Below are 17233 nucleotides of genomic sequence, written 5' to 3'. Positions count from 1 at the left end.
CTCTCCAGCGGCTCAGACCAGCCCGACTTCCTTGAGCACGGTGGCCGTGGCGGCCTCGTCTTCCTTCAGGAAGTTCGCGAAGGCATCGCCCGCCAGGAAGGCGCGGTCCCAGCCCTGGCGCTCGCACATCTCCCGCCAGCCCGGGGCGGCATCCAGGTCGGTGAGGAACTTCACCATCTTCTCCTTGTCCGCCGGCTTCATGCCGGGCGGGCCGAAGATGCCGCGCCAATTGCCCATGACGATGTCGATGCCGCTTTCCTTCAGCGTCGGCACGCCTTCCAGGCTGGTCTTGTCGCCGGTGGTGGCGAGCGCGCGCATGCGGCCGGCCTTCACCTGCTCGGCGAATTCGGAGATGCCGGAGATGCCGGCCTTGACCTGGGCGCCCAGGATGGCGGCCTGGGCCGGCCCGCCGCCGGCGAAGGCGACATAGGAGGCATCCTTGGCCGAGCGGCCCTGCGACTTCAGCATCAGGCCCAGGATGATGTGGTCGATGCCGCCCGCGCTGCCGCCGGCCACCGAGGTGGCGCCGGGATTGTCCTTCAGCGCCGCCAGCAGGCCCTTGATGTCCTTGATGTCGCTGTTGGCGGGCACCACGATCACGCTGGGCTCGGTGGTCATGCGCGCCAGCGGGGTGGTGTCCTTCAGCCCGATGGGGGAGCGGTTGGCCAGCACCGCGCCCACCATGATGGCGCCGCCGACGATGATGGCATCGCCGCGGCCGCGCCGCTGCGCCACGAAGCGCGGCAGGCCCACGGTGCCGCCGGCGCCGCCCACGTTCTCGAACTGGAAGGTGCCGACCATGCCCGCCTGGCGCGCCACCTGCTCGATGGCGCGGCCGAGCCCGTCCCAGCCGCCGCCGGGGCCGGCGGGGATGAAGACGTTCAGGGAGGAAAACATCTCCTGCGCCCGAGCGGCGGAGGAAAACAGCGGCAGGCCCAGGGCCACGCCGGCGGTGGCCAGGGCGGCGGTGGACAGGAGTTGACGGCGGGCCAGCATGAGTAGGTTTCCTCGGCTCGTTGATTCTGGTGCGGTCAGGTTGCGCGAAGAACACGCTCCGGGCAAATGGCAATCCAGCAACCTTGGCACCCTTGCACCGGGGCGGGCGCCCCGCCCATGCTGCAATGCGGGGGCAGGGATCTGGATGCGTATCTGGCTTGCAGTGGGATGTGTGCTGGCGCTGCTGGGAGCGCCGGGAGCGCCGGGCTTTGCCCAGCGGCCGAGTGGCGCCGTGCCGGCGGCCGGGCCCCGTGCCGCAGGCCCGACGCAGGCGCCGCGCCAGGCGCAGGAGCGGACCTTCTTCCTGGCCAATGAACTGGGCCTGGCGCTGCACGAGCTTTATGTCACCCCCACCGGCAGCGTGGAGCCGGGCACCGACCTGCTGGGCGCCGAGACGCTGCCCAATGGCGCGACGCTCCGGGTCTCGCTGGGCCGCCAGTCGCTCTGCCTGTTCGACGTGCGCGTGGTGCTGGCCGATGGCACTGCGCAGGAGAAGCGCGGGGTGGATCTCTGCAAGGTTGGCCGCGTCACCTTCGGCGACCCCGGCGTGCCGCTGCGCGAGGCGGTGGTGGAGAATGCCACCGACCTAACCCTGCGCGAGCTTTATGCCATCCCCTCCGGCAACCGGCGCAATCCCTCTGACCGGGGGCAGGACCGGCTGACCGCCGAGGTGCTGGGGCCGGATTCCACCTTCAACCTCCGCCTCGGCCGGGTGCGCGACTGCGTCTATGACCTGATCGGCGTCTTCGAGGATGATTCGGTGGAGGAGAAGCCGCGCCAGGACCTCTGCCGCCGCGCCCGCGTGGTGTTTGGCGACCCCTCCATCCCCCGGCGGGAGCTGGAGGTGGCCAATGGCGCCGGGCGGGTGATGCGCAGCCTGATGGCCGCCCCGCCGCTGGAGCCGGGCGAGACGCGCCCGCAGGACCAATGGGGCCCCGACCGCTTGGGCGGCGCCACGCTGGAGGCCGGCGACACCTTCCCGATGCGCCTGCGCAGCCGTGCCTGCCAGGCCGACCTGCGCGCCACCTATGACGACGACAGCGTCGAGGAGAAGCGCGGCGTGGAGCTTTGCGGCGGCACCGGCCGTGTGCTCTTCGACGGCAGCGGCATCGCACGGCAGCCGGAGCGTGCCTTCGTGCTGGTCAACCGCCACAGCGCGGCGGTGGAGGAGGCCTATGCCTCCGGCACCAATGACGCCGAATGGGGCGACGACCGGCTGACCGGCACGCTGGAGCGCGGCGGGCGGCAGGAAGTGGTGCTGCAGGGCGGCTGCGAGATCGACCTGCGCATCGTCTTCGGCAATGGCAGCGCCGAGGAGCGGCGCGGCATCGACATCTGCGCCACGCAGCTGATCGTGCTGCGTCCCGACTGGGTGCTGGCCGACAAGCTGGACCGCAACCCCGGCCCGATCGAGCGCGCGCCGCCGCGCGAGGGCAGCGTGCGGCTGCGCAACACCGGGCCTTCGCCCATCGTGGAGCTCTATGTGGCGCCCGAGGGCGCGCCGCGCGGCCCCGACCGCCTCGGCGCCACCGTACTGGGCCAGGGAGAGGCGCTGGACTTCCAGCCGCCCGAGGGCGTCGGCTGCACCGTGACCCTTTCCGCTGTCTTCCGCGACGGGCGGGAGATTTCCCGCCCCGGCTTCAACCTGTGCTCCGGCGCCGAGGTGGCCCTGCCATGATGCCCAGCCTGAAGACCTTCCGCGCCGCCGCCGTGCTGCTGCTGGCGCCGCCCCTGGCCGCCGGCCCGGCCCTGGCGCAGCAGCCGGCGCCGCCCGCCATCCAGGCCCCGGTGCCCCAGCCGCTGCGCGGCCCCTGGTACCAGGGGGCCTGCGCCGACCCTTCCGCCGCGCTGCACCTGACGGCCCGCGCCGCCGTGCGCCTGCCGGACAACGGCCCGGCGCGGCTGATCCGCTTTTCCCAGTCCCGCCTCCAGGAAGGCTGGACCCTGGGCACCGGCCGTGGCGCCGAGGCCCCCCGCATCCTGCTGCGCGGCACGGCCGAGGCGCTGGAAACCGCCGAGCCCGAGCCCAAGCTGCGCGACGACCGCCTGCCCGGCGCAACGCCCGTGCAGTCCTGGCACCGCTGCCCCGCCGCGCCGCCCGGCCTGGCCGCGCTGCATGGCGAGGGCGTGGCCTTCCTCTCTGCCCTGGAAGGATTGGAAGCCGCCTGCGGCCCCGCCGCGCCCAGCCCGGAGGCCTGCGTCGCGGCCGTGATCCGCGAAGGCGACATTTCCGGCGACAGCAAGCTCTCGGTGGCGGAAATCGCCCGGCTGGTGCGCGGCGCCTCCTGGCTGCTGGCCGCCGCCGAGGACGCGACGCCCGAGACGGTGCTGGCCACCGGCGGTGGCGGGTTACTGGCCGGCGTGGCCATGGGCCGGCTGCTGATGGAAAGCCTGGATTACGACGGCGACGGCAAGCTCTCGGCGGCCGAGCTGGCGCAGGACCGGCTGGGCTTCGGCCGCGCCACCGGCCAGGCGGATGGGCGGCCGGTGCGGATGCAGGGACTGCAGGAAGGCGTGGCGCTGCTGCGCGGCGTGGTCGAGGGGCTGCTGTTCGAGCAGGAATGACCCGGCGAGCCGGGGCCAAGGGGCGCCGCCCCTTGGAACCCTGCCGGGGTGGAAAGTCCCCCCCGGACCCCGCTGTTCAATTTGTTCAAAAAATGAAATGCCTGCCGAGTCTCTAGGCGCCTACACCTTCGATTCTCTGGCTGGATCACCGCGTCCCAGCGCTCAACAGATGGCGGGGTCCGGGGTGACACTGTCACCCCGGCGGGGTGGCCTGGAGGGGCTGCGCCCCTCCAGCCTTCAGTCCAGCACGCTGCCTGGGTCGGTATTGGCGCCGCAGACCACCACGCAAACCCGCGCGCCTTCCGGTGGCACGAAGGCGCCACAGAGCAGCGCGGCCAGGGCGGTGGCGCCGCCTGGCTCGGCCACCAGCCGGCAGGCTTCCCACAGCCGGCGTTGGGCCTCGCGGATGGCATCGTCCGGCACCAGCACCGCCTGCTGCACGAAGCGGCGGGCGATGGGGAACATGGTCTCCCCCACCTGCTTTGCGCCCAGGCTGTCCGCCGCCACGCCGCCCACCGGGGCGGGGGTGGGGCGGCCTTCGCGCAGGGCGGTGTGCAGGGTGGGGCAGCCTTCGGGCTCGACACTGACAAGGTTGGCGCGGCCGGCGTACCAGGCGCCCATGCCGCCGATCAGCCCGCCGCCGCCGGTGGCCACCAGCACATGCGTCAGCTCCGGCGCGTCTTCCTCCAGCTCCAGCGCCAGGGTGCCCTGGCCGGCCAGGACCTCGGGCTGGTCATAGGCGTGGATCTGCAGCGCGCCGGTCTCGGCGGCGCGGGCCTCGCTGGCGCGGCGGGCATCGTCATAGGCGGCGCCGCCCTGCACCAGATGGGCGCCATAGGATCGGATGCGGGCGGCCTTGGCCGGGCCGGTGATCTCGGGGACGAAGATTTCAGCCGGCACGCCCAGCGCCTGGGCGGCATAGGCCACTGCCGCGCCGTGGTTGCCGCCGGAGGCCGCGATGACCCCCGCCTTCGGCAGCGGCGCCGAGAGCATGCGGTTGAAGGCGCCGCGCGGCTTGAAGGAGCCGCTGGCCTGCAGCAGCTCCAGCTTCAGCACCAGGTCGCAGGGCGTGCCCAGCGCCTGGGCCGGCAGGCGCAGCAGCGGCGTCCGGCGGATATAGGGGGCGATCCGCCGCGCGGCGGCACGGATCGCGTCGCCCGTGACGGGCGGGGTGGTGTCATTGGCGAGGTCGGTCATGTCGCGGCAGGGTTGCATCCCCGCCGCGAAGAGTGCAACCGGTGGTGCCCTTGTGGCCCCTGCCCAAAAAGTGCCATATTTCCCGATATTTCACGCGGGAAGCGGGGGCCGACATGTTGCAGCACGGAAGCTGCGCCGCATCCGGCGGGGCAGGGGTCCTGTTCCTGGGGGTGCCAGGGTCCGGTAAGTCCGACCTGCTGCTGCGGTTGATGCAGCGCGGCTGGCAACTGGTGGCTGACGATCAGGTGGCGCTTTCGGCGCAGGGTGAGGCGGTGCTGGCGGAAGCGCCGGCGGAGCTGGCCGGGATGCTGGAAGTGCGCGGCATCGGCATCTTCCAGAGCCTGCCGCACGGGCCGGCCGAGCTGCGCCTGGCGGTGCTGCTGGTGGGGCGGGAGGATGTGCCCCGGCTGCCGGAGCCGCGTGTCTTCACCGTGCTAGGCCGCGACCTGCCGCTGCTGGCGCTGCATGCCTTCGAATGCTCCGCCCCCGCCAAGATCGAGCTGGCCCTGGGCGTGGCCGAGGCGCGCTACGCGCTGCACGCCGGCGCATTGTCGGCGGCATGAGCAATATTCCCCCGGAGCCGGACGGCGCGGCCCGCGGCACGCCGCGCCCGGTGGTGCTGGTCACCGGCCTTTCCGGCGCTGGCAAGTCCTCCATCCTGCGCATGCTGGAGGACCTGGGCTTCGAGACGGTGGACAACCCGCCACTCTCGGTGCTGGAGGAAGTGGTGCGGGAAGGCGGCAGCGTGCCGATCGCGGCTGGCGTCGATGCCCGTACCCGTGGCTTCGAGACCGCCGATGTGATGGCGCTGCTGGGTCGGCTGCGGCAGGTGCCGGGCATCGCGCCGCAGCTGATCTACGCCACGGCCGACGAGGCGGTGCTGCTGCGCCGCTTTTCCGAGACCCGGCGGCGGCATCCGCTGGCTCCCGGCGGCTCGCTGGGCGCGCGGGTGGCCGATGGCATCGCGCGGGAAGCCGCCCTGCTGGCGCCGCTGCAGGAAGTGGCGGATGCGGTGATCGACACTTCCGACCTGCCGCTGCCGGACCTGCGCCGGCAGATCGAGCAGCGCTTCCGCGACAGCGGCGTGGGCGGCATGGCCGTGGCCGTGCTCTCCTTCGCCTTCCCCAAGGGTCTGCCGCGGGAGGCCGACCTGGTCTTCGACCTGCGCTTCCTGCGCAACCCGCATTACGACCCGGCACTGCGCCCCCTGACGGGGCGGGATGGGAAGGTCGCCGCCTTTATTCAAGAGGATTCGGCGTTCGATCCATTCTGGCAACGCATGACGGCGCTGTTGGACCCGCTGTTGCCCCGCTATGCGGCGGAGGGCAAGAAATACCTCACTGTGGCCATGGGCTGCACCGGCGGCAAACACCGCTCGGTCCTGCTGGCGGAAATGCTGGCGGCTCATCTGGCGCGTGGCGGCTGGCGGGTTGATCTCACCCATCGGGAGCTCACCCGGCCGGAGAGTGTCCACAAAGATCAGGCAGGGGCCGGGAGCCCCATGCCACAGCGGGCCGGGGATGGCCCGGCTGCCCTTGTTTCCCCTGCGGGTCGGGAGGCCCCTTCTTCTTGTACGCAATGATGCGCCTTTTCATGACGTGCTGTCCTGTCGCGGCGGCCGTGCGATGATCGGGATGGTCCTGGTCAGCCATGGTCGTCTGGCGGATGAGCTGCGCCTGGCGATGGAGCATGTGGTGGGGCCGCAGCGCGGCGTCGCCACGGTCTGCATCGGCCCGGAGGACGACATGGAGGGCCGCCGGCAGGACATTCGCGACTGCGTCGCCGCGGTGGACCAGGGCGACGGCGTGGTGATCCTGACCGACATGTTCGGTGGCACCCCCTCCAACCTCGCCACGGCGGTGGCCGAGGAGCCCTCGCTGGCCGGCGGCCCGATCGAGGTGATCGCCGGCATCAACCTGCCGCTGATGGTGAAGCTGGCGCGGGTTCGCGGCGCCCAGCCCTTGGCGGAAGCCGTGGAACACGCCATGTCTGCGGGGCGGCGCTACATCTCCTGCGCCACACCCAGCCGCTGCACCCCGCCGGAGCCGATGGTCCTGTGCGGTGCCGACGGCAAGGCCGGAACGAGCTGATGAACCTGTCCCCGCACCTGCGCCCTGTCCTCCTCGCGCCCTCCGATTCCTTTCGCGAGGCCCAGGCACAGCCGGGGGCCGATAACCCCATGGTGCTGCGCCGCACCGTGACCATCAGCAACAGCCGGGGCCTGCATGCGCGGGCGGCGGCGAAGCTGGTGACCACCGCCGAGCGTTTTTCAGCCTGCGTAAATGTTTCCCGCCATGGTCAGACCGTACCCGCATGCTCCATCATGGGGTTGATGATGCTGGGTGCCGGCAAAGGCAGCGAGGTGGTGGTGGACGCGGAAGGCTGGGACGCCCGTGAAGCCCTCGATGCTGTGGCCGGCCTGATCGAGGCCGGATTCCATGAAGACTGAGGGCAGCCGCAGCACCGTAGCCAGGGCCCCCGACGGGGCCGCCAAATCCACCGCCGCGCCCAAGGCCGCCGAGGGTGGCCGCAAGACAGCGGCGGCGTCCCGCCGCGCGCGGGAACTCACCATCAAGGGCATCCCGGTCTCTCCGGGCGTGATCATCGGCGCGGTCTTTGATACCAGCGAGGTGCCGCCCGAGGCGCCGCGCCGCAGAATCCAGGCGGGGCAGGTGGATGGTGAGCGCCAGCGCCTGGCCGCCGCCGTCGCCGCCAGCCGCAAGCAGGTCTCCAAGCTGAAGGCGCGCCTGGGCGTGCTGCCCGAGGAAGCGCAGGAGGAGCTGGAGCCCCTGCTCGACGCCTATGCCATGATGCTGGGCGACAGCCGGCTGATCCGTGGCGCCCGCCGCCGCATCGGTGAGGAGCTGCTGGGTGCCGAGACCGCGGTGCAGGACGAGGCCGAGAGCATCGCCGCCACCATCCTGGCCACCAAGGACGATGACAAGCCCGGGCTGAAGCGCCGCGCCGGGGAGGTGCGGGAGATCGCCCGCCGCCTGACCCGCAACCTGACCGCGACCCCCTTCCGCAGCCTGAAGGACGTGCCCGCCGGCGCCATCCTGGTGGCGGAGGAGCTGACGCCCGCCGATGCCGCGCTGCTGGACCCCACCCGCATCGCGGGCGTTGCCACCGACGAGGGCGGCGCCGATGGCCATACCGCCATCATGCTGCGGGCGCTGGGCATTCCCAGCGTGCTGGGCTGCGCCGGCCTGACCGAGGCCGCCACCCGGGGCGACCAGGCGGTGCTGGACGGCGCCGCCGGCACCATCGTGCTCCGCCCCGGCGCCGCCGCGCTGGAGACGGGGCGGGAGGCCCTGGCCGCCTATGCCAAGGAAAAGGCGCGGCTGGCCAAGCTGCGCCGCCTGCCTTCCATCACGCAGGATGGCGAGGAAGTGGAGCTGCAGGCCAATCTGGAGATCCCGGCCGAGCTGCCGCTGATCGCCCAGGCCGGTGCCCAGGGCATCGGGCTGCTGCGCACCGAATTCCTCTTCATGAACCGCGAGGACCTGCCGGACGAGGATGCCCAGGTCGCCGCCTATACCCAGGTGGTGGAGGCGATGGCGGGCGACTGCGTCACCATCCGCGTGCTGGACTGGGGCGGCGAGAAGGACATGGAGGCGCTGGCGGAGGGCATCGGGCCCTTCCATGCCGGGCCGAACCCGGCGCTGGGGCTGCGCGGCATCCGCATGCTGCTGAAGAAGCCGGAACTGCTGGAGGCGCAGTTCGCCGCCATCCTGCGCGTGGCCGGCACCGCCGCTCAGCAGGTGACGGGGCAGGGCGCGCCCGCCGGCCAGATCCGCATCCTGCTGCCGATGGTGACGGTGCCGGAGGAAGTGCGGCAGGCGCGCGAGATCTATGAGCGCGTGGGCCGCCGCCTGCGCCGCAAGGGCGTGCCGCTGCCGGAGAAGATGCCGCTGCTGGGCGCCATGATCGAGACGCCCGGCGCCGCGCTGGCCGCCGATGCCATCGCGCTGGAAGCCGATTTCTTCGCCATCGGCACCAATGACCTGGCCATGTACACCCTGGCGGTGGACCGGGCGGAGGCGGAGGTGGCCCACCTCTACGACCCGCTGCACCCTGCGGTGCTGCGGCTGGTGCAGTTCGCCACCGAGGCGGCGCTGCGGCTGCGCATGCCGGTCTCGGTCTGCGGCGAGATGGCGGGCAATCCGCGCCTGGTGCCGCTGCTGCTGGGCCTGGGCATCCGGGCACTGTCGATGAATGCCAGCGCCATCCCGCGCGTGAAGCAGATGGTGCGCAGCCTGAAGATCGACGACTGCGCCCGCTTCGCCCGCCGGGTGATGGAGCAGGGCGATCCGAAGCGCATCCAGGAACTGGTGATGGGCTTCGGCCAGGACGGCTGAGGGGAGCTTCCGCCATGGAGCAGGCGATCGCCCCGGCGCGGCTCGGCCCGCCGCATATGAGCCCAGTCGAGCTGGAAGCCTTCCGCGCCTGGCTGCGCGGCGGTGCCCGCCGCTATGCCGAATTCGGCATGGGCGGCTCGACGCTGGAAGCGGCGCGCGTGGGGTTCCAGACGGTCGTGGCCGTGGATTCCGACCGCCGCTGGGTGGAAAGCATCCGCGCGCATGAGGAGATCGCCCCCGGCATCGCCGCGGGACGGATCGCGGCCCTGCATGGCGATATCGGCCCCACCGGGAACTGGGGCGCGCCCGAGGGCACGGGCGCGGTGAAGCTCTGGCCGCAATACCTGCGCGCGCCCTGGGCCGAATGGCAGCGGCGGCGGCAGGTGCCGGACCTCGTCTTCGTGGATGGCCGCTTCCGCGTCGCCTCCGCTCTCTCGGCCCTGCTGGTGCGGGAGGATTGGCGCGGCCTGCGCCTGATGGTGCACGACATGCTGCCGGAGCGGATGGGGAATTACGGCCCCATCCTGGATTGCTTCGAGGCCGAGGCCCAGGCCGAGTCGCTCTGGCTGCTGCGGCCGCGCGCCGGGGTGAGCCACATGGATGCCATGGTCACCTTCCTCTCCCGCCTGATGGACCCGACCTGAGATACATAAAGATATCCTGATATCTTGTCGGTCTTGCTGGCTATGCCGGCCAGGGCATGTTACGCCGCGCCCCATCTTCGAGAGGGCTGCCGTATGAGCGCGACCATGACTGCCGACTATAAGGTGAAGGACATCTCCCTGGCCGAATGGGGCCGCAAGGAGATCTCGATGGCCGAGGACGAGATGCCCGGCCTGATGGCGATCCGCGAGGAATACGGCCCCTCCCAGCCGCTGAAGGGCGCCCGCATCGCCGGCTGCCTGCACATGACCATCCAGACCGCCGTGCTGATCGAGACGCTGACCGCGCTCGGCGCCGAGGTCCGCTGGTCCTCGTGCAACATCTTCTCCACCCAGGACCATGCGGCCGCCGCCATCGCCGCCGCCGGCATCCCCGTCTTTGCCTGGAAGGGCATGAACGAGGAGGAGTTCTGGTGGTGCATCGAGCAGACCGTCCGCGGCCCGGATGGCTGGGAGATCAACATGATCCTCGATGACGGCGGCGACCTGACCGTGCTGATGCACGACAAGTACCCCGAGCTGCTGAAGAACGTGCGCGGCCTGTCCGAGGAAACCACTACCGGCGTGCACCGCCTGTGGGAGATGGCGAAGAAGGGCACGCTGAAGGTTCCGGCCATCAACGTGAACGACAGCGTCACCAAGTCGAAGTTCGACAACCTCTATGGCTGCCGCGAGAGCCTGGTGGACGCCATCCGCCGCGGCACCGACGTGATGATGGCCGGCAAGGTCGCCGTCGTCGCCGGCTATGGCGACGTGGGCAAGGGCTCCTCCGCCTCGCTGCGCAATGCCGGCTGCCGCGTGCTGGTGACCGAGGCCGACCCGATCTGCGCCCTGCAGGCCGCGATGGAAGGCTATGAGGTCGTGACGATGGAAGACGCCGCGCCGCGCGGCGACATCTTCGTCACCGCCACGGGCAATGTCGATGTCATCACGCTGGACCACATGCGCGCGATGAAGAACCGCGCCATTGTCTGCAACATCGGCCACTTCGATTCCGAGATCCAGATCGGCGCCCTGCGGAACTTCCAGTGGGACAACGTCAAGCCGCAGGTGGATGAGGTGATCTTCCCCGACGGCAAGCGCCTGATCGTGCTGTCCGAGGGCCGGCTGGTGAACCTGGGCAATGCCACGGGCCACCCGAGCTTCGTGATGTCCGCCAGCTTCTCCAACCAGACCCTGGCGCAGATCGAGCTCTGGACCAACCACAAGAACTACGAGAACAAGGTCTATACCCTGCCGAAGAAGCTGGACGAGAAGGTGGCGGCGCTGCACCTCGCCAAGGTCGGCGCCAAGCTGACCAAGCTGACGCCGCAGCAGGCCGAGTACATCGGCGTCGGTGTCTCCGGCCCCTTCAAGCACGAAGAATACCGCTACTGAGACCAGCCGCCGGGGCCCGTGCCCCGGCGCGCCAGTCTGGCTGCCGCGCCGCCGCTTCCCGCAAGAGGGAGCGGCGGTTCGCGTTCCATGGGAAACCTTCAGCGCGTCGGTTTGTTGCCATCCTCGCCCGCCGCCCTGGCGGCCTGCTGCGAGGGGAGCGCCCGTGACCGCCAGTTACCGCTTCGGCATCGAGGAGGAGTATTTCCTCGCCGATGCCACCACCCGTGGCACCCCCGGCCCCACCGTGGCCGGGTTCCATGCCGCCGTGCGCGACCGCCTGCCGGAGGCCGAGCGCGAGCTGCTGCAAAGCCAGGTGGAAGTCGCCTCGCCCCCTTCCACCGATTTCGCCGAGGCGCGTGGCGTGTTGTCCGGCCTGCGCCGTGGCCTGGCGGATATCGGGCGGGAGCATGGCGTGCTGGTGCTGGCCGCCGGCACCCACCCCCTGGCCCAGTGGTCCAGCCAGGACCATACGGAGGCCGAGCGCTACGAAGGCCTGATGCGGGACCTGCGGATGCTGGGCCGCCGCAACGTGGTCTGCGGCATGCACGTGCATGTCGAGGTGCCGCGCCCTGAGGCGCGCATCGACCTTATGAACCGGCTGATGCCCTTCATGCCGCTGCTGCTGGGGCTCTCCGCCTCATCGCCCTTCTGGCAGGGGCAGGAGACTGGCCTCGCCGCCTATCGCCTCTCGGTCTTTGGCGAGATGCCGCGCACCGGCCTGCCCGACCTCTTCCACGACGCGGAGGATTACGCCCGCTACGTGGAGATCATGACCCGCGCCGGCGCCATCAAGGATGCCAGCTTCCTGTGGTGGACGCTGCGCCCCTCCATCAAGTTCCCGACGCTGGAGCTGCGCGTGGCCGATGCCTGCACCCGGCTGGAGGATACCATCGCCATCGCCGCGCTCTACCGCTGCCTGGTGCGGTGCGCCGACCGGCGGCCGGAGCTGAACCGGGGCATGACCGGCACCTCCCGCGCCCTGGTGGCCGAGAACCTCTGGCGCGCGCAGCGCGACGGCGCCCGCGCCATGCTGATCGACGAGGCCAAGGGGGAGGCGGTGCCCTTCGCCGATGCGCTGGACACCCTGCTGGCCCTGGTGGCGGAGGATGCCGAGGCGCTTGGCTGCGCGCCGGACATCAGCGCCCTGCGCCGCATCGCCAGCGAAGGCACCAGCGCTGACCGGCAGGCGACGGTCTTCGCCCGGGCACGCCAGGGCGGCGCCAGCGAGCGGGAAGCGCTGGGGGCGGTGGTGGACTGGCTGGCGAGGACGACGCGGGGGGAGGAGAAGGTCGGGGAATGAATTCCCCGAACCCCTTCTTCTTTCTTCAGGTTTCGGGTCTGGCCTGACCCTCCGGTGGCAGGGCCGAATCCTTCGGCGCAGCCGCAACTCGAAGAAAAAAAGAAGGGGGTCCGGGGGAATTCATTCCCCCGGCCTTCAGCCGCCCGTCGCCATCTTCAGCGGCGGCTGCACCCCTTCCGGAATCGGGCAGACATAGGGCGTGGCTTCCGTGCGCGCCGCGAGATCGGCCTTGGCGGCCGCCAGCAGCTCCGGGTTCTCGATCAGGTCCACGGCGGTGCCGGCCATCACCTTGGCCACATGCGTCATGCCCTTGTGGGCCGCCGGCATCTTGCCCTGCGCCGTCCATTGCCAGGAATGCGCGGGCGTGCCGATGGCCAGTGTCGCGCCGCTGGCCTGCACCGTCGGCACCACCCAGGAGACATCGCCCACGTCGGTGGAGCCCAGCAGGCTGGCGCCGCTGCGCTCGGCGATGGGGGGCTGGATCTTCTCCGCCAGCGGCTCGTCGCTGCGCGGCTTGAAGCCGGAGCGGTTGTAGTTGCTGGCGATATCGGCCGGCGAGAGAGTTGCCTGGATCTGGCGGGCGAATTCGCGATCCGCCTCGTCGAAGGGCACGGGGCCGAGGCGTTCGAAATTGCGCTGCATCACCTCCTCCAGCGGCGCATTGCCGAGCAGGTTGGCGGTGGCGGAGAGGATCTGGCTCTCGACCGTGGTCTCGGTCATCAGCGCTGCGCCGTCCGCGATCTTCTTCACGCGCTCGATCAGCGCGAACATCTCGTGCAGCGTATGGGCGCGCACGGCGTAGCGCACCTTGGCCTGGCCCTGCACCACGTTGGGGGCGATGCCGCCGGCGTTCAGGTAGGCGTAGTGGATGCGCGCGTCCGAGGGCATGTGCTCGCGCATGTAGTTGACGCCGACATTCATCAGCTCGACGGCGTCCAGCGCGGAGCGGCCGAGATGCGGCGCGGCGGCGGCGTGGCTGCTGCGGCCGGTGAAGGAGAAGTCGATCCGCGTCATGGCCAGCGAATCGGCTTCCTGCACGCCGGCCCAGGCGAAGGGGTGCCAGGTGATGGCGGCGTCCACGTCCTTGAAGGCGCCAGCGCGCACCATGAAGGTCTTGGCGGCGCCGCCTTCCTCGGCCGGGCAGCCATAGTAGCGCACGCGGGCCTTGATGCCGTTCTGCTCCAGGTGGTCCTTCAGCGCCGTGGCGGCGAGCAGGGCGGCGGCGCCCAGCAGGTTGTGGCCGCAGCCATGGCCATGGCCGCCGGCTTCCACCGGGCGCGGCTCGGCCACGCCGGATTCCTGGGACAGGCCGGGGAGGGCGTCGTATTCGCCGAGAAAGGCGATGACCGGGCCTTCCTCGCCCGCCTCGCCCATCACGGCGGTGGGGATGCCGGCGACCTCGCGCGTCACGCGGAAGCCCTGTTCCTCCAGCATCGCGACATGTTCGGCGCAGGAGCGGTGCTCGTTGTAGAGCAGTTCCGGCATGCCCCAGACCCGGTCGCTGAGGTCGGTGAAGGCATCCTTCTTGGTATCGACCAGATGCCAGATCTCTTCGGTGTTGCGCATGGCCATGCTCCTGCTTGCCCGGAGAGGCGGGAGTGGCGCCGGCACGCCCATGCGTCAAGCGGCGTGCTGGCCCAGCTAGAGCGGCAGCAGGAAGAGCCAGACCACGCAGCCGATCCCCAGCCCGAAGAGCAGGCTGCGCAGTGTGGCGAGATTGGCGAGGTAGGCGCCGGTATAGGCCAGCCGCAGCAGCACGAAGGCCAGGGCCAGCAGGTCGATCCGCTCCTGCGGCGCGCTGGCCATCTGGGCCAGGATCACGGCGGCGGCGAAGGGTGGGAAGGCCTCGAAATGGTTGCGCTGGGCCCAGTCGGCCCGCTGCCGGTAACCGCCCTGCTGTTCCATCCAGGCGCGCGGGGCGCTGTTGTCGAAGCCGGCGGCGCCCGCCTTGGCGACCACCGCCGCCAGATAGGGCAGCAGCGCCGCCGCCAGGATCATCCAGTTCGCCAGGGTCATGGTGCCGCCTTCAGGGGAGGGAAGGGGCTAGCAGACCGCCCCGGCGCCCGGCTGTCCAGGCGGCGGCTTCCGGGGGAGGGGGGCTTCCCCCGGCGGCAGGGTCAGGGCCGTCGCTGCGGCTTGCCGTCCGGGCCGATATCCCAGGGCGCTCGGGCGGCCTCCAGCAGGGCATCGTGGCGCGTCATGCCGATGTCGCGCAGCATATGCTCGTCCAAATCCCGCAGCTGCAGGCGCGTCTCGACGGCCGTGACGGCGCGGCGGAAATGGGCGGACCAGCCCTGGGCGCCGGTGGCGCTGCTCTGCGCGGAAGGCAGGGAGGAGGCGTGGCCAAGATGGGCGGACATTGGAAGGACCTTTCAAGCTCCGTTCTTCTGCCGGGGATCCTGTACCCCTCGGCATGGCGGATGCTGCGGCCGCGAACGAAATAACGAAAACGAATTGTTTTGCCGTGCGGCATCAACGTTGTTGATGATGTGCCCATGCTCGCCCTGCCGCCTGGCCTGGACCCGGATCTGCTGCGCTCCTTCGTGCTGATCGCCGAGGGAAACAGCGTCACGCGCGCCGCCCAGCGGGTGGGGCGGACGCAGTCGGCGGTCTCGATGCAGATGCGGCGGCTGGAGGACGCACTGGGCCAGCCGCTGCTGCTGCGCGGCCGCAACGGCTTCTCCCTGACCCCGCATGGCTCCTGGCTGCTGGAGCGGGCACGGCCCTGGCTGGCCATGCATGACGACATCCTGGCCAATTTCCGCTCCCCCGACATCACCGGCCATGTGCGGCTGGGCACGCCGGACGACTACGTCCTGGTCTGGCTGCCGGAGATCCTGGCCCGCTTCGCCGAAAGCCACCCGGCGGTGGAGATGGAGGTGATCTGCGCCCCCTCCAACGAATTGCTGGAACGACTGGATGACGGGGAACTGGACCTGACCATCTTTTCCGCCGGCCATGGGCGGGAGCCGGAGAGCACCTCCCTCTGGCGCGGGCCGCTGCACTGGGTAGGGCCTTCCGCCCATGCCATCCACCGGCTCTCGCCGCTGCGGCTGTCGCTCGGGCATTCCAGTTGCATCTGGCGCCGGGCGGCCACGGCGGCGCTGGACGCGGCCGGTGTTCCGTGGCGCGTCACCTACAGCTCCTCCTCCCAGATGGGGACGCATGCGGTGGTGCTGGCGGGGCTGGCCATCACGGTGGGGCTGGCCACGCCCCTGCCGCCGGGGCTGCGGGTGCTGGGCGAATCGGACGGGCTGCCGCCGCTGCCCGAATTCGAGATCGCCCTGGCCAGCGGCAGCGACACCCCGGTGACCGAGGCGCTGGAGCGGCACATCATCGACAGCTTCCGCCACGAACCCGGCGGCCTGCCCGACCGCGAGGACTGATCGTGCTTGCCCTGTGGGGCACCTGGGTGCTGCACTGATCCGTAATGAAGCGGGGAGCCGGAGCGCCGGCGCCTTTCGCGGCATTCCCCGCAAGGATGGCAAAAGCCCCCAGGGGGACTTCGGGATTGGGAGCAGTAGCAAGAATGACGACAACCGATCGAAGGGGCCTGCTGGCGCTGACGGCGGCGGGGCTGGCGATGCCGGGCCTGCTGCGGGCGCAGGAAGCCTGGCCGGACCGCACGCTGCGGCTGGTGGTGCCCTGGCCGCCCGGTGGCAGCACCGACACGGTGGCCCGCATCATCCAGCCCAAGCTGCAGGAGGTGCTGGGCAAGCCGGTGGTGATCGACAACCGGGGCGGTGCCTCCGGCTCGATCGGCGCCATCGAGGCGGCGCGGGCGGCACCGGACGGCACCACCTGGATGCTGGCCTATGATACCCAGGCCACCAATGAAAGCGTGATGAAGCTGCCCTTCCACACCATGGAGGCCTTCGCCCCGGTCAGCCTGGTGGCCACCGGCCCGCTGGCCCTGGTGGCGCATCACAGCACGCCCTTCCGGACCTATGCCGATGTGGTGGCGGCGGCGAAGAAGGACCCGGACAGCCTGAACTACGCCACCTCCGGCGTCGGCGGCCTGGCGCATGTGGCCACCACCCTGCTGCAGCAGGTGGGCGGCTTCCGTATGGTGCATGTGCCCTACAAGGGCGGCGGCCCGGCCACCCAGGATGCCGTGGCGGGGCATGTACCGCTCTTCATGTCCAACGTCGTGGTGATCAGCCAGCACATCAAAGCCGGCGTGCTGCGCCCGCTGGGCGTGACCACCCGGGGGGAGACCCGGCATGTCCCGGGCGTGAAGAGCTTCGCGCAGCAGGGCGTCGGCGACTTCGAGGCGCCGACCTGGTGGGCGCTGCTGGGCCGCACCGGCACGCCGAAGCCGATCCTGGACAAGATGCATGCGGCGCTGATGACGGTGCTGGCCGACAACGACGTGCGACAGAAGATCGAGGAGCAGGGGGCCGACGTGGTGGGCTCCACCCCGGCCGAATGCGGCACCTTCCTGCAGCGGGAGATCACCCGCTGGGGCGAGGTGATCCGCGCCAACAAGATCCAGGCCGATAGCTGAGCCATTTCGCAACGGAAGCGGAAAGGTCAAAAAGGCACTAGGCAAGGGTGGCGGAGGGGCATATAAGCCGCCCCACGCCGCCGGTTGGCGCTGCTAACGGCGAACGGACGATGATTGGCTGAGGCCAGGGGTTGACAGGTGGTCGAGAGATCGCCAGATAAGGCCCCCGGCCGATGAAGTCGTCGGTTTGATCTTTGAAAATTGCATCTGGTTTTCTGGAAGTATGAATTGCTTTTGGAAGGTTTGATCTGGCGTCTATTGGCGATGGATC

Annotated in this window: 18 protein-coding genes; 12 read left to right on the top strand and 6 right to left on the bottom strand. The window is 70.6% G+C overall.

Annotated elements, in window-relative coordinates:
* Positions 1 to 12: 12 nt before the first annotated feature.
* Positions 13 to 996: a Bug family tripartite tricarboxylate transporter substrate binding protein gene (locus tag EBE87_RS08730; RefSeq protein WP_120640954.1), complete on the bottom strand. Its 984-nt coding sequence runs from the start codon at positions 994 to 996 to the stop codon at positions 13 to 15.
* A 145-nt stretch (positions 997 to 1141) separates the two neighbouring features.
* On the opposite strand from EBE87_RS08730, the gene EBE87_RS08725 reads away from it, so the two are divergent.
* Both EBE87_RS08725 and EBE87_RS08720 read left to right on the top strand, forming a co-directional pair.
* On the top strand, positions 1142 to 2674 hold the full coding sequence (locus EBE87_RS08725; protein ID WP_147426238.1) for a hypothetical protein: 1533 nt from the start codon (positions 1142 to 1144) through the stop codon (positions 2672 to 2674).
* On the top strand, positions 2671 to 3561 hold the full coding sequence (locus EBE87_RS08720; RefSeq protein ID WP_122139952.1) for an EF-hand domain-containing protein: 891 nt from the start codon (positions 2671 to 2673) through the stop codon (positions 3559 to 3561). Before EBE87_RS08725 ends, EBE87_RS08720 begins: the two co-directional genes overlap by 4 nt.
* A gap of 237 nt (positions 3562 to 3798) precedes the next feature.
* Here EBE87_RS08720 and EBE87_RS08715 read toward each other — a convergent pair whose 3' ends face one another.
* Positions 3799 to 4758 (bottom strand): threonine/serine dehydratase, encoded by a 960-nt coding sequence (locus EBE87_RS08715; RefSeq protein ID WP_120639674.1) that lies wholly within the window; start codon positions 4756 to 4758, stop codon positions 3799 to 3801.
* A gap of 113 nt (positions 4759 to 4871) precedes the next feature.
* On the opposite strand from EBE87_RS08715, the gene EBE87_RS08710 reads away from it, so the two are divergent.
* The 8 genes from EBE87_RS08710 to EBE87_RS08675 all read left to right on the top strand — a co-directional run bounded on the left by EBE87_RS08710 (position 4872) and on the right by EBE87_RS08675 (position 12455).
* Positions 4872 to 5321, top strand: a complete 450-nt coding sequence (locus tag EBE87_RS08710) for an HPr kinase/phosphorylase (RefSeq protein ID WP_120639673.1) — start codon at positions 4872 to 4874, stop codon at positions 5319 to 5321.
* Positions 5318 to 6340: an RNase adapter RapZ gene (gene rapZ, locus EBE87_RS08705; RefSeq protein ID WP_233553336.1), complete on the top strand. Its 1023-nt coding sequence runs from the start codon at positions 5318 to 5320 to the stop codon at positions 6338 to 6340. Before EBE87_RS08710 ends, rapZ begins: the two co-directional genes overlap by 4 nt.
* A 43-nt stretch (positions 6341 to 6383) precedes the next feature.
* Entirely contained in the window at positions 6384 to 6848 is a 465-nt protein-coding gene (locus tag EBE87_RS08700; RefSeq protein ID WP_120639672.1) for a PTS sugar transporter subunit IIA, read from the top strand.
* Positions 6849 to 6937: 89 nt separating this feature from the next.
* On the top strand, positions 6938 to 7207 hold the full coding sequence (locus tag EBE87_RS08695) for an HPr family phosphocarrier protein (RefSeq protein WP_120639675.1): 270 nt from the start codon (positions 6938 to 6940) through the stop codon (positions 7205 to 7207).
* A complete protein-coding gene (gene ptsP / locus EBE87_RS08690) occupies positions 7197 to 9116 on the top strand; it encodes a phosphoenolpyruvate--protein phosphotransferase (RefSeq protein ID WP_120639671.1) in 1920 nt (639 codons plus the stop codon). The genes EBE87_RS08695 and ptsP overlap by 11 nt, the downstream gene beginning before the upstream one ends.
* Positions 9117 to 9130: 14 nt before the next feature.
* Positions 9131 to 9760, top strand: a complete 630-nt coding sequence (locus EBE87_RS08685) for a hypothetical protein (protein ID WP_120639670.1) — start codon at positions 9131 to 9133, stop codon at positions 9758 to 9760.
* A 93-nt stretch (positions 9761 to 9853) separates the two neighbouring features.
* Positions 9854 to 11155 carry an adenosylhomocysteinase gene (gene ahcY, locus EBE87_RS08680; protein WP_120639669.1) on the top strand — a complete coding sequence of 434 codons (1302 nt, stop codon included), beginning with the start codon at positions 9854 to 9856 and terminating at the stop codon, positions 11153 to 11155.
* Positions 11156 to 11318: 163 nt separating this feature from the next.
* Complete coding sequence (locus EBE87_RS08675) at positions 11319 to 12455, top strand: carboxylate-amine ligase (RefSeq protein ID WP_120639668.1); 1137 nt, start codon at positions 11319 to 11321, stop codon at positions 12453 to 12455.
* A gap of 135 nt (positions 12456 to 12590) precedes the next feature.
* On the opposite strand, the gene EBE87_RS08670 is transcribed toward EBE87_RS08675, so the two are convergent.
* The 3 genes from EBE87_RS08670 to EBE87_RS08660 all read right to left on the bottom strand — a co-directional run bounded on the left by EBE87_RS08670 (position 12591) and on the right by EBE87_RS08660 (position 14815).
* Complete coding sequence (locus EBE87_RS08670) at positions 12591 to 14021, bottom strand: M20 family metallopeptidase (RefSeq protein WP_120639667.1); 1431 nt, start codon at positions 14019 to 14021, stop codon at positions 12591 to 12593.
* A gap of 75 nt (positions 14022 to 14096) precedes the next feature.
* On the bottom strand, positions 14097 to 14471 hold the full coding sequence (locus EBE87_RS08665; protein ID WP_120639666.1) for an MAPEG family protein: 375 nt from the start codon (positions 14469 to 14471) through the stop codon (positions 14097 to 14099).
* A 101-nt stretch (positions 14472 to 14572) separates the two neighbouring features.
* Positions 14573 to 14815 (bottom strand): DUF1127 domain-containing protein, encoded by a 243-nt coding sequence (locus tag EBE87_RS08660; RefSeq protein WP_120639665.1) that lies wholly within the window; start codon positions 14813 to 14815, stop codon positions 14573 to 14575.
* A 135-nt stretch (positions 14816 to 14950) separates the two neighbouring features.
* On the opposite strand from EBE87_RS08660, the gene EBE87_RS08655 reads away from it, so the two are divergent.
* Positions 14951 to 15841 (top strand): LysR substrate-binding domain-containing protein, encoded by an 891-nt coding sequence (locus EBE87_RS08655; RefSeq protein ID WP_120639664.1) that lies wholly within the window; start codon positions 14951 to 14953, stop codon positions 15839 to 15841.
* Between the two features lie 143 nt (positions 15842 to 15984).
* Positions 15985 to 16962, top strand: coding sequence for a tripartite tricarboxylate transporter substrate binding protein (locus tag EBE87_RS08650; protein ID WP_120639663.1), 978 nt, complete (start codon positions 15985 to 15987; stop codon positions 16960 to 16962).
* 37 nt (positions 16963 to 16999) lie between these two features.
* Here the strand turns inward: EBE87_RS08650 and EBE87_RS29650 are convergent.
* Positions 17000 to 17233, bottom strand: a 234-nt coding sequence (locus EBE87_RS29650) for a hypothetical protein (protein WP_233553335.1), incomplete at its 5' end; no start/stop codon positions are given.

This window comes from Teichococcus wenyumeiae, from assembly GCF_003696345.1.
Lineage (GTDB): Bacteria > Pseudomonadota > Alphaproteobacteria > Acetobacterales > Acetobacteraceae > Pseudoroseomonas > Pseudoroseomonas wenyumeiae.
Note: the sequence above shows the minus strand (reverse complement) of the source record. Positions and strands in the feature narration are given on the sequence as shown.